Source organism: Ruegeria sp. YKSF57, assembly GCF_059612585.1.
The window spans coordinates 1-11,931 of sequence record NZ_JBXWQW010000078.1; the positions used below are offsets into that span (position 1 = coordinate 1).

Consider the following 11,931-nt stretch of genomic DNA (forward strand, 5'->3'; position numbering starts at 1 on the left):
AAGCAATGATCTCACGATGAAAACGAAAGCCTCTAAGGCATGGCATGATCGGTGGGATGTTCATTAGCGCGACATAGCTGGATCACTCAGCCTGTACAACTTGGCAATACCACCTGGAGATCTATGCGGCGGTGAAAGAGGCCGAGTTCGCGTCGTTCCGCGAAGAAATCTCGCCCCGCGAAAACGATTGGTACCTTTGATCAGCCCGTCCGATTCAGTCGCCCAGCCGTGTCAGAACCCAGTCGTGAAACCGCTTGATGTCAAATTCCTGAGGCATCAGGCGGCCGCCCCTGAACCGGGAAACGCGCAGACCCCTTTGGTTCATCTCACAGGCGGCTCCGTCCTCTTCCAACACGGCGGCGGCAAAATCGACGACGTTGTCCATATCGAAACCGGGCGCAGCGAGGGTCTCGGGCAGGAACAGCCACTCCGCTTTCAACCGCGTGCATTCGGGCGAGACAGGTGTCAGCGAGACGATGCGCACATAGTCGACATGCGCGACGATGAACGCGGTCGGATAGATCGTGACAAAGGTATGCCCGGCGGCGCGTTCCACCGCGGACAGATCGGGAAAGATCGGACCACAGGGTTGACCATTGACCGTCCAGGTTTCTGTCCCGGATTCCAGAACTGGGCCGTCGTAAGGCGATCCGCTGGCTTCTGCGGCCGACATGATGCCCTGCCTATAGACCGGCACCCGTGTGCTGAGCGAGGGGTGAATACCTGGGCAGTGCAGGCATTCGTTGTAGTTTTCCCAAAAGACCTTCCAGTTGCAGGCCAGTTCGATTTCGCGGGCATGGCCGGTTACCAACCGGTCCATGGGCCAGTTATCCAGGGCGGCAAGACCCAGATCCGGCGCAAATTGGGGCGGGGTTTCGTCAAGGCACAGGAACAGGCAGCCATTCCAGACCTTGTGCGAAACCGGAAGCAGCCCGTGTGCGTCCCTGTCGAAATCGTCCGTAGGGGTTGCATATGCGGTCGACCTGAGGCGGCCCGTCATGTCAAAGGACCACGCGTGATAGGGACAGGAGATGAGCTTGCCGTTATAGGCCCTGTCCTGTAGTCCGCAAAGTTCCGACCCCCGATGCGGGCAGACGTTCAAAAAGGTGGAAATATCGTCATCCTGACCGCGCGCGACCAAGACCGACTGACCGGCGATCTCGATCCGGCGCAGCGTGTTTGGCGGCAGGTCTGAAAGGCGCCCGGCATAGGCCCACTCCTTGTGCCAGATCTTCGCTCGTTCCCGCTCAAACCAGGTCTGTTCGTAATACGCCACAGGCGGCAGCGAGGCCGGGCAGTTCTTCAGTAATGGAGACGAGAACACGGGAGGATGAGACATGGTTTACCCCTGGATTTCTTGCCGCAGTCTAAGGGAGCGCGTCATTCAGCGGCAAGAAAATTCGTACCTGAACTGTCCGGCCGATATTACCAAGTTGTTCGCCCGGCATAATCGTGAGCCGGGAAGCGATCCGGCTATGGGTCAATCGCTTTGGGCAGCATTTCGCAGACTGCATTCGGCGGGATCGCCCGGAGCCGAACGACAAGTGGCACATGGACGAAGTTGTGATTTCGATCCGCGGCAAAAACAATGGCTATGGCGCGCTATCGACGCAGAAGGTGATGTGCTTGATATTCTTGTGCAAACACACCGAAATGCAAAGGCTGCAAAGCGGTTCTTCCAGAGGCTGATGACCCTATTTAGCGAACCAAGAGTCGTCATCCCCCCTCTCGTGACATTGCATTCGCAATGCACTGCCGGACAATGGATAAACTATGCAGCTATATCAAACCGATGAAAACACTGGCGCCGGACGCTGACCGTCCCGCCCACAAAGGTATAAACTATGCAATCGAAGTGTCGCATAGGCCCACCCGGAAGCGAGAGAAAATGTTTGGGCGGTTCAAATCACACCGGCAAGCCCAGAGGTTTCTGTCTGCTCATGACCAGATCAACCTTATCTTCCGTCCTCGCCGATACCAACTCACCGCAATCTCATACCGACACGCACGTTCTGATGCGTTCATCCTTTGGGACGAGTACACTGCTGAGATGGCAGCCTGATGGCTGCGAGACAACATTTTGCGCATCGCATCAAATAACTTGGCAATACCCCATCGACGATATCACGAGAGCCCACAAAACCTAACCCCGACCGATGTCTACTTCGGGCGCGACCAGACCCTCGCTTAGCTCAGGCCGCCATCTGTCCCAAAATCCCTGGCGACGGACAGTTTTGTCCAATCCATGCCGGCTCGTAACTCACTATTTTCGGCATACTTATTCCATAAATCCTGTTTTGTAGTCGAGAATATTTGGCGGATATTTGTTAGTAAACTTAGAAGTACTGGAGATAACTTGTGCAAAGCCATGCTCGTGTGGTTGTTATTGGAGGAGGTGTCGGTGGACTGTCGGCGCTTTACCACCTTTGTCTGGAAGGTTGGACCGATACTGTCTTGCTGGAACGAAACGAGTTGACCAGCGGCACAACGTGGCATTCGGCGGCGCAATGTCCCAGCGTGGCGTTCAACCAGCTGCTGCTGCTCCTGCGAGACTACACAATCAAGCTTTATAAGGAACTGGCTGACGATCCGGCATATCCAATCAACTATCACCATGGAACAGGTGGTATGCGCCTCCTGACCAACCCAACTCATGTGGATGAAGTGCTTCACATCATGTCGGTGGCCAAGGGGCTGGGTATTGAATTTGATCTGCTGGATGCGGCTGAAGCAAAGCGGCGCAATCCTTTGCTGAACACTGATGGAGTCCTTGCTGCGATGTGGGATGAACGCGACGGCGACATCGACCCGGCGCAGCTGTGTCAGGCCATGGCGGCCCGGTCCCGAAAGGCGGGCGCAATGATTCACCGCAACGCCCCCGTAACTGCCTTGAAACAAAAGCCTAACGGTGAATGGTTAGTGACAACAGGCAAGGGCACGATCACCGCCGAGCATATCGTGGTTGCTGCGGGTTATCGCGCCAATGAGGTCGGTGCATTGATGGGGATCGCGTATCCAGTCATTGCGATGGAGCACATGTACTTCGTCACCGAAGACATCCCTGAACTGGTTGAGCGCGAGACGCGCGTCCCTATGGTGCGCTGTCCGCGTGACACTTTTTATTTGCGACAAGAAAAGAATGGCCTTCTTGTCGGAATCTATGAACATGACTGTAAGACATTCGGGATGGACGGAATTGATCCTGATTTCGTCAATGCGCTTTGCCCGGATGATCTGGATCGTCTCTTGCCGAAGATGGAGCCGATTTTTGACCGCCTTCCGTGTTTGAAAGATGTTGGCATAAAGTCGGTGGTGAACGGGCCAATCACCTATGCCTCGGATGCAGGGCCACTGGTCGGAAAGCAACCAGGCCTCCGAAATTGCTGGTCGATGAACGGACTGCGCGTGGGCATTGGCGAAGGCGGTGGCTATGGCAAAATGCTCGCACAGATGATGGTGCACGGGGAAACGGAATGGGATACTTGGCAACTCGACCCGCGCCGTCTCACTAGTTTTGCCAACACTGAGTTTACTGCGCTGAAATCCATCGAGGATTACCAGCACGAATTCCGCTGGCATCTGCCGCACGAGCATCGCCCGGCCGGTCGCCCGGCCAAGGCGTCACCACTTTATCCGGTGCTGAAGGCCAAAGGTGCGGAATTTGGTGTCGTAAATGGCTGGGAGCGGGCAGAGTTCTATAAACAGGACCCAGCTTTCAAAACTTCATACGGTTATTCTTTTCAGAACTGGCACGATATTGTGGGGCGTGAAATCGAGGCGCTATGTACCAACGTCGGACTGGCAGAGCTTTCAGGTTTCAACCACTACCGCATCACTGGAGCCGGCGCGCTGGATTGGTTGAGTAGTCTGACCTGCTCCAGGGTTTCAGAAAAGATCGGAAAGGCCAGTTTGTGTTACTTCCTGACATCAAAGGGCAATATCGCAGGCGAGGCCACGATTGTACCTTTGTCAGATGGGAGCGTGTTTTATGGTTCTGCTGCCGCGGCTGAGTATCACGATATGGATTGGTTGACCGAACGTTTGCCCAAAGCATCAGATATTTGTATCGAGAGTCGCACCAACACGCACACAATGATTGTGATTGCTGGCCCAAAAGCCCGTGATTTGTTGGCTGTAGCGTCGCCGCGCACAAAATGGGGTCAAGCCGATTTTCCGTGGTTAAGCGCGCAGCGTGTCTTTATCGGATATATCGAGGCTTTGGCCATCGCGATCAGCTACTCGGGAGAGCAAGCGTTCGAATTGCATATCCCCAACACGCAACTCTACCCCGCGTATGATATTCTGACCAGAGTCGGTGCAGCATTCGGCCTGTCGCATTTCGGTATGTTTGCAATTGACTCGATGCGACTGGAAAAAGGTCATGGCCATTGGAAGGGTGACTTTATCACCGAATTCAATCCGATTGAGGCGGCGCTGCATCGTTTTGTCGACTTGTCCAAGGATTTCCCCGGAAAGTCCGGGCTTCTTGAGCAGATGAGTATCGGAAATCGCAAAGTACGGGTCATGCTTGAAATCCACGATGACAACGGACCAGCACAACCGGGTGAAGGCGTATTTGTGAATGGCGCGCCAATCGGGTCGATTACTTCATCCGCGTGGGGCTACCGCACTGGCAGAAACCTCGCCATGGCCTACGTTGACCCGGCATATGCAGGCGTGCTTACGGAAGTGGAAGTGTTGCTTTCGGGTGAAGTCACCAAGGCAATCGTAGGTCCGCTTTGCCAGTTTGATCCCGAAAACGCGCGGCCAAAAGGGAACAGTCAAATTGTCAATTTGCACTATTGACGGGGTACCGTAGACTAAATGCCCATTCCGAATTTGTGTGCCAACACGCGGCATCACCACATGTCGGACTGCGTCCCTCTGCAAGCGCAATCGATTCTTACCTGCCGCGCCGGGGAACGCTCCTCCTGATCGGCAGCGCTGAAAAGATAACTGTTCGCCGCGTCCATACCGCGCGTCATCATCGCCACTGTAACCGTGTCGAAAGGGAATTATGTTCTCAACACAACGTCGACACGGGACTATTTCAGTGGCCATTCACTTGCTGACTTGCCGGACGTTGATCGCCAAAGCCCCGTAGTAAATCCTCGTCGGCCTTCGTACAAAGATTGCGACACACCCCAATCAGTTGATCTCGGTCAAAGTTTGGCACATGCTGGCAGAGTAAGAGACGATTGCAGAGCCAATCTGGCGCGAGCCGAAGACAATGACCAGCCACGCGACGAGACGCAATTTTCTGCGCGGAAGTATGAACTCCGCGCCTGTTCCGCGCCCTTTTGGCGCTGGGGCCGATATGGCGTTTTTGGAGGCGTGCACGCGCTGCGGCAATTGCGCGGCGGTTTGTCCACAAGCGATTATCACAGCAGGTGAAAACGGGTTTCCCGTTGTTGACGTCAGCCGCAGGTCCTGCACGTTTTGCGGCGAGTGCGTCGATGCCTGCAAACCGGGTGCACTTAAACCGGATATGGAGTGGCCATGGCGGGTCGCGATATCCGACACCTGCTTGTCGCTTAACCGCGTGAATTGCCGTATATGCCAGGATCATTGCGAACTATCCGCGATCCGGTTCCAGCTACGTGTCGGCGGCAGCGCCGAGCCGTTGATCGACGATGCGTCCTGTACAGGATGCGGCGCTTGCGTCTCGGCGTGCCCGGCTGACGCAATTTCGCTTGTCCATTCTCAAACCGGCCAGGAGAACCGCCAATGACAAACATCTGCGGCTGCCTTGTGCATACCATGCCAGCCATGACCCGAAGCGTCATTGAAGCAATCGATGCGACTGAAGGGGGCGAGGTGCATGCGCATGAAGACGGACGTGTGGTGGTCACCATCGAGGATACCGAAACCCAACGGGCCTCGGATCAGATCATGGCCCTGCACCAAATTCCCGGCGTGTTGAATGTCACGCTGACTTATCACCATTTTGAAGAGCTTGAATCTGACAGCGCTTCACAGACCCAACACTGAACACTGGGAGACCATATCGATGACCGCTTCCGCATCCCGCCGTGCGTTTTTGAAAACAAGTGCTGCCCTTGCCACCGCTTCGGCGGCTGGCATTACCCTGCCGGAAAAGGCAGCGGCGCAACTTCCGAGCCCGGATATCCGCTGGGACAAGGCCGCTTGCCGTTTTTGTGGGACAGGTTGTTCCGTTCTGGTTGGCGTCAAAGATGGCCGCGTGGTCGCAACTCAAGGAGATCCCGAAGCACCGGTGAACCGCGGCCTCAACTGTATCAAGGGTTATTTCCTGTCCAAGATCATGTATGGGCAGGACCGCTTGACCACGCCGCTTTTGCGCAAATCTAACGGTGTGTTCGACAAGGAAGGCGAGTTTGAGCCTGTGAGCTGGGACGAAGCTTTCGACATTATGGCCGAGAAGTGGAAAGAGGCACTAGCCAAGAAAGGGCCGACCAGTGTCGGCATGTTCGGTTCCGGACAGTGGACGGTTTGGGAAGGATATGCCGCCGCCAAGTTCATGAAAGCCGGCCTGCGTTCGAACAACATTGACCCGAACGCGCGTCACTGCATGGCATCCGCAGTGGCAGGTTTCATGCGTACATTTGGCATTGACGAGCCGATGGGCTGTTATGACGATCTTGAGCACGCCGATACCTTCGTGCTTTGGGGATCGAACATGGCCGAGATGCACCCGATCCTGTGGTCGCGTTTGACCGACACCCGCCTTACCAAACCGGGCTGTCAGGTTCACGTCTTGTCGACATTCGAACACCGGTCGTTCGAGCTGGCCGACAACGGCATGATTTTTGCACCGCAAACCGACCTGGCGATCCTGAACTATATCGCCAACTACATCATCCAGAACGGCGCGGTGAACGAAGAATTCGTCAAGAACCACGTCAACATTACCAAAACAGCAACCGATATCGGTTATGGCCTGCGCCCAACACATGAACTGGAACAGGCCGCGGCGAACCCGTCACATGAAGGCAAGCACGGTGCGCTTACGCCAATCAGTTTCGAGGAATATGCCGAAGCCGTCAGCGAATACACCGTGGAAAGAGTTTCGGAATTGTCGGGTGTCCCAGCAGGAAAGCTGGAGCAATTGGCGCAACAATACGCTGATCCGAACCGCAAGGTGATGAGCTTGTGGACCATGGGCTTCAACCAGCACACTCGCGGGTCGTGGGTGAACTCCCTGATGTACAACGTGCACCTTCTGGTCGGAAAAATCTCCGAGCCAGGCAACTCTCCCTTCTCGTTGACCGGTCAACCTTCGGCTTGTGGCACAGCGCGTGAAGTCGGAACCTTTGCCCACCGCCTGCCCGCGGACATGGTGGTCATGAACGAAAAGCACCGCGACATCGCTGAGGCCAAGTGGGGCCTGCCCAAAGGCACTATTCCGGAAAAGCCGGGCTATCACGCCGTGTTGCAGCATCGCATGCTCAAGGACGGGGAACTGAACGCCTATTGGGTACAATGCACAAACAACATGCAGGCCGCCCCCAACATGCTGGAAGAAGGGCTGCCGGGCTACCGTAACCCGGACAACTTCATAGTCGTTTCCGATCCTTATCCGACCGTCACAGCGCTTGCCGCCGACCTGATCCTGCCGACTGCGATGTGGGTGGAAAAGGAAGGCGCCTATGGCAACGCTGAGCGCCGGACCCAGTTCTGGCGCCAGCAGGTGGATGCACCGGGTGAGGCACGTTCGGACGTCTGGCAGGTCATGGAATTCTCAAAACGCTTCAAGGTCGAAGAAGTGTGGCCGGAAGAGTTGGTGACGGCGAAGCCCGAGTATCGCGGCAAGACCTTGTATGAAATCCTGTACGAGAATGGCAAGGTCAACAAATATCCGCTGACAGAAACCGCCGAAGGTTTCAACAACGACGAGTCCAAGCATTTTGGTTTCTACGTGCAGAAAGGTCTGTTCGAAGAATACGCCGATTTCGGCCGCGGCAAGGCGCATGACCTCGCTGATTTTGACACATACCACCAGGCTCGCGGTCTGCGCTGGCCTGTGGTGGATGGAAAGGAAACACTCTATCGCTTCCGCGAGGGGTATGACCCCTATGTCGAAAAGGGCAAGGGCGTTCAATTCTACGGCAAGCCGGACGGCAAGGCGAACATCATCTTCGCGCCTTACGAGCCTGCAGCGGAAATGCCGGATGAAGAATTCGACCTATGGCTCGTGACCGGTCGCGTGCTGGAGCATTGGCACTCCGGTTCGATGACCCGCCGGGTGCCGGAACTGCACCGGTCGTTCCCATCGGCGGTGGTGTATATGCACCCTGACGATGCCAAGGATCGCGGCTTGCGGCGTGGGCAGGAGATCACCATCTCGTCCCGCCGTGGCGATATGCAAAGCCGGGTCGAAACCCGTGGTCGCAACAAGCCGCCGCGCGGGGTCGTGTTCGTTCCGTGGTTCGACGAAGGCCAGTTGATCAACAAGTTGACGCTGGACGCCACTTGCCCGATCTCGAAGGAGACCGATTTCAAAAAATGTGCCTGCAAGGTGGAGCGCGCATAAGCGCTCCGTCTAACGACCGAAAGCAAGGGACAGGGTCATGCCCGCCAATTCCAACCGTCAACTCAGGTCTGTGGACCGGCGCCGCTTTTTGCAGGATGCTGCCCGTGCGACTGCGGGTTGCGCGGTGTGTGGGCTTGGCCTGACCTATCTGGCTACGGACGCCGGCGCGCTTCCGGCACAGGCGCTGCGCCCGCCCGGCGCTTTGGCAGAGAAAGACTTCCTGGCCGCGTGTATCCGTTGTGGTTTATGTGTCCGGGACTGTCCCTATGACACGCTGAAACTAGCCGAACTTGGCGTCGACGGGGCCGCGACAGGTACTCCATTTTTTATTGCCCGCGATGTGCCCTGCGAGATGTGTGAAGACATTCCCTGTGTTGCCGCCTGCCCGACAGGTGCGCTCGACAAGGAACTCGCCGATATTGACGACGCGGATATGGGCCTTGCCGTTCTGATCGACACAGAACGGTGCCTGAATGCGTTGGGTCTGCGCTGTGATGTTTGCTATCGCGTCTGTCCCGTGATCGATAAGGCGATCACGCTGGAGGTTCGACACAACGAGCGATCCGGGCATCACGCCATTTTCATGCCGGTTGTCCACTCGGACGCGTGCACGGGCTGCGGAAAATGCGAAAAAGCCTGTGTGCTACCGGAAGAAGCGGCGATCAAGGTATTGCCGCGTCGGTTGGCAACCGCTGAATCTGCCGAACACTACAGACTGGGTTGGGAAGAACAAAATCCGCTGGTCGATGACCTGATCGACCTACCGGACCGCCTGCCGGGGCCAGGCACCGACAACCTTGTGGCGCCGGGCGGCTATCTGTCCGAACCGATCCCAGACCCCAGCATGGAAGGCGGGTTCAAACCCAGTTTTTCAATTCCGGGCGCCGAGGGGGCAGGGCAATGAGCGAAAGAACTCAAAGCCCCGTTGGCCACGAGGCCATAGCCGAAAAAGGCTGGTTGAACGCGCACAAATACCTTCTATTGCGGCGAACGGCACAGTTTTTCTTCCTGTATATCTTTTTGATGGGGCCATGGTTCGGCATCTGGTGGGTAAAGGGAAACCTCGCAAGTTCGCTGACCTTTGATGTGTTGCCGCTAACCGACCCGTTCGTGACCGTCCAGTCGATGCTCGCATTTCACTGGCCCGAGGCAACTGCACTGGTCGGCGCGCTAGTTGTCGGCACCGTTTATGCACTGATCGGTGGCCGCGTCTATTGCAGTTGGGTGTGCCCGATCAATCCTGTGACCGACGCCGCGCATTGGTTGCATGATCGCCTTGGACTTCAAAAGGGCTGGCAGCCCAAGCGAAGCACGAAATACTATGTGCTCGCCATGGTGCTTGCGGTGTCGCTCGCCACCGGCACGATTGCATGGGAATTGGTAAATCCAGTCTCGATGCTGCATCGCGGTCTTATCTTTGGCATAGGATTTGCCTGGGCATTCGTCATTGCGGTTTTTGTCTTTGACCTGATCGTGTCCCGCCGCGGATGGTGTGGTCACCTTTGTCCCGTCGGTGCATTTTATGGGCTGCTGGGAGCGCAATCATTGTTGCGGGTATCAGCACTAAACCGTGCCGCATGCGACGATTGCATGGACTGTTTTGCCGTGTGTCCTGAAATGCAGGTTATCACGCCCGCTCTGAGAGGAGAGGAAAATTCGACCCCTCTGATCCTCAGCCCGGATTGCACGAATTGCGGTCGCTGCATCGATGTCTGCGCGCCCGACGTCTTTCAATTTACCCATCGCTTCGACCCCAGGCCAAGCCCGGCCCGTCCAAAGCGGCGCAACCAGAAACACAACCCATCCGAGGCCGGTCGCGCGGCCTAAGCAAGAAACGGAGAAACTCAATGAAAACCTTAGCACTTACAAGCGCCCTCGCGGTCGCAGCCCTCGTTGGAAGTCTCGGATATGCTCTGGCACAGTCGGTCGACACATTGCGCGGCGCCGATGTCAACGAACCGGTTCCACTTGATCAGGTCCATCGCAATGTCGAAGGGCGCATTCAGCGCAACTATCGCCAGCAACCGCCGTTGATCCCGCACTCGGTTGAGCAATACCAGATCGACCTACGCACCAACCAATGTCTAGCCTGTCATGACTGGACCAAGGCTGGCGAACGAAACGCCCCAACCTTGTCGATGACCCATTATCTGGACCGCGAGGGCAACGAGTTGGATCGGATTGCAGGCACACGCTACTTCTGCAACCAGTGTCATGTGCCGCAAGCAGATGCTCCGGCGTTGGTTGACAATGTCTTTCAGCCGTCCTCAGACAACTAATCCAACGCAAGATTGAAAGGAGCACTGAAATGGCAGACTCCCCTGAAAAACGCGGTTGGATCCGCCGTCTATGGAACGGGTTCTGGACACCGGCCGTCATGTTCAGCTCGGGCTTTCTGATCCTTGCCGGCTTTTTGGCAGGTATCTTGTTCTGGGGCGGCTTTCACTGGACGCTGGAACTGACCAATACCGAGGAATTCTGTACGTCGTGTCACACGATGGAAACCAACCTGGGCGAATATCGCGAGACGGTCCACTACAACAACCACTCCGGTGTGCGCGCAATTTGCTCGGACTGCCATGTGCCTGACGAGTGGAGCCACAAGATCAAGGCTAAAGTCATGGCGGTCAAAGACGTCTATCACGAATTGGCCGGAACGATAAGCACGCCCGAAAAATACGAAGATCACCGTTTGAGCATGGCGTCTGCCGTGTGGAAGAAGATGAAGGCGTCGGACAGCCGGGAATGCCGGAACTGCCATGACTTCGACTATATGGATTTCACCATCCAGGAAACCCGCGCCGCCTCGGAACACCAACGCGCAATCGACAACAGCATGACTTGCATCGACTGCCACCAAGGCATCGCTCACAATCTTCCGCCCGGCTATCTTGAGGAGTACCAGAAGGTTACTGAAGTTTTGAACTCGGAAACTGGCGGATTGATCCATCAACAAGCTTCGGCGGAAAGCGACCAGATCAAGTCATATCTGGACACGCGGACAGACTGAGAAGGGGCGAGACATGTTAGAAATTTTGGGAGACATCGGTAGCAATATCCTCAGTTTGCCGGGCGTTCTGGGCCTGGCGCTGGGGATGATGACCCGACAACTTTGGTTAGGTGCTGTCATGGGGGGCGTTGTTGGTATTGCCGAGACGCTGGTTTTTGCAGGTTTCCAGTTTTCTCGTGTTGATACCGTCGATCTGGGGATCGCAATTGTCGTCGGTATTTGCGCCGGGAGCCTGGGCACAGCCATTCGCTTGAAAGGAGCTACCGCCTGATCGGATGGTATTACCAAGTTATTGACCTAAGCATGTAAGGTATTGGCGAAGGCAGGTTCAGGCTGTCATTTCCGCAGTGCAATCGTTCCAGAGGTTGAAGGCGTCGGAACGAGCGTGGCGGTATGAGTTTGCGTTGAG

General features: G+C 56.1%; 10 protein-coding genes and 1 pseudogene. 10 read left to right on the forward strand and 1 reads right to left on the reverse strand.

Translation table 11 applies throughout. The annotated features are described in order from the left end of the window. Positions 1–214 precede the first annotated feature (214 nt). Positions 215–1,339: an aromatic ring-hydroxylating oxygenase subunit alpha gene (locus AC2FLX_RS20865; protein ID WP_480750836.1), complete on the reverse strand. Its 1,125-nt coding sequence runs from the start codon at positions 1,337–1,339 to the stop codon at positions 215–217. Between the two features lie 104 nt (positions 1,340–1,443). Between AC2FLX_RS20865 and AC2FLX_RS20870 the strand changes: the two are divergent. The 10 genes and pseudogenes from AC2FLX_RS20870 to AC2FLX_RS20915 form a co-directional block, all read left to right on the forward strand. Next, a pseudogene (locus AC2FLX_RS20870) lies at positions 1,444–2,062 on the forward strand (IS6 family transposase); the annotation flags it as partial. 296 nt (positions 2,063–2,358) lie between these two features. Then, positions 2,359–4,806, forward strand: a complete 2,448-nt coding sequence (locus tag AC2FLX_RS20875) for a GcvT family protein (protein WP_496811398.1) — start codon at positions 2,359–2,361, stop codon at positions 4,804–4,806. A 511-nt stretch (positions 4,807–5,317) separates the two neighbouring features. Continuing rightward, positions 5,318–5,731 carry a ferredoxin-type protein NapF gene (gene napF, locus AC2FLX_RS20880; RefSeq protein ID WP_496745279.1) on the forward strand — a complete coding sequence of 138 codons (414 nt, stop codon included), beginning with the start codon at positions 5,318–5,320 and terminating at the stop codon, positions 5,729–5,731. Continuing rightward, positions 5,728–5,991, forward strand: a complete 264-nt coding sequence (locus AC2FLX_RS20885; protein ID WP_480750833.1) for a chaperone NapD — start codon at positions 5,728–5,730, stop codon at positions 5,989–5,991. Before napF ends, AC2FLX_RS20885 begins: the two co-directional genes overlap by 4 nt. 19 nt (positions 5,992–6,010) lie before the next feature. Further along, positions 6,011–8,512, forward strand: a complete 2,502-nt coding sequence (gene napA / locus AC2FLX_RS20890; RefSeq protein ID WP_496745224.1) for a nitrate reductase catalytic subunit NapA — start codon at positions 6,011–6,013, stop codon at positions 8,510–8,512. Positions 8,513–8,549: 37 nt separating this feature from the next. Then, positions 8,550–9,416: a ferredoxin-type protein NapG gene (napG, locus tag AC2FLX_RS20895; protein WP_496745225.1), complete on the forward strand. Its 867-nt coding sequence runs from the start codon at positions 8,550–8,552 to the stop codon at positions 9,414–9,416. Continuing rightward, entirely contained in the window at positions 9,413–10,339 is a 927-nt protein-coding gene (gene napH, locus AC2FLX_RS20900) for a quinol dehydrogenase ferredoxin subunit NapH (RefSeq protein ID WP_496811397.1), read from the forward strand. The genes napG and napH overlap by 4 nt, the downstream gene beginning before the upstream one ends. Before the next feature lie 20 nt (positions 10,340–10,359). Further along, positions 10,360–10,791 (forward strand): nitrate reductase cytochrome c-type subunit, encoded by a 432-nt coding sequence (locus AC2FLX_RS20905; protein WP_480750829.1) that lies wholly within the window; start codon positions 10,360–10,362, stop codon positions 10,789–10,791. 29 nt (positions 10,792–10,820) lie between these two features. Beyond that, entirely contained in the window at positions 10,821–11,522 is a 702-nt protein-coding gene (locus AC2FLX_RS20910) for a NapC/NirT family cytochrome c (protein ID WP_480750828.1), read from the forward strand. A gap of 13 nt (positions 11,523–11,535) precedes the next feature. Further along, positions 11,536–11,793: a hypothetical protein gene (locus AC2FLX_RS20915; protein WP_496811396.1), complete on the forward strand. Its 258-nt coding sequence runs from the start codon at positions 11,536–11,538 to the stop codon at positions 11,791–11,793. The last annotated feature ends 138 nt before the right edge of the window (positions 11,794–11,931 follow it).

Coding starts and splice junctions, on each gene's coding strand:
- AC2FLX_RS20865 (WP_480750836.1), bottom strand. CDS start 1,339: ATGTCTCATCCTCCCGTGTTCTCGTCTCCATTACTGAAGAACTGCCCG.
- napF (WP_496745279.1), top strand. CDS start 5,318: ATGGCGTTTTTGGAGGCGTGCACGCGCTGCGGCAATTGCGCGGCGGTT.
- AC2FLX_RS20885 (WP_480750833.1), top strand. CDS start 5,728: ATGACAAACATCTGCGGCTGCCTTGTGCATACCATGCCAGCCATGACC.
- napA (WP_496745224.1), top strand. CDS start 6,011: ATGACCGCTTCCGCATCCCGCCGTGCGTTTTTGAAAACAAGTGCTGCC.
- napG (WP_496745225.1), top strand. CDS start 8,550: ATGCCCGCCAATTCCAACCGTCAACTCAGGTCTGTGGACCGGCGCCGC.
- napH (WP_496811397.1), top strand. CDS start 9,413: ATGAGCGAAAGAACTCAAAGCCCCGTTGGCCACGAGGCCATAGCCGAA.
- AC2FLX_RS20905 (WP_480750829.1), top strand. CDS start 10,360: ATGAAAACCTTAGCACTTACAAGCGCCCTCGCGGTCGCAGCCCTCGTT.
- AC2FLX_RS20910 (WP_480750828.1), top strand. CDS start 10,821: ATGGCAGACTCCCCTGAAAAACGCGGTTGGATCCGCCGTCTATGGAAC.
- AC2FLX_RS20915 (WP_496811396.1), top strand. CDS start 11,536: ATGTTAGAAATTTTGGGAGACATCGGTAGCAATATCCTCAGTTTGCCG.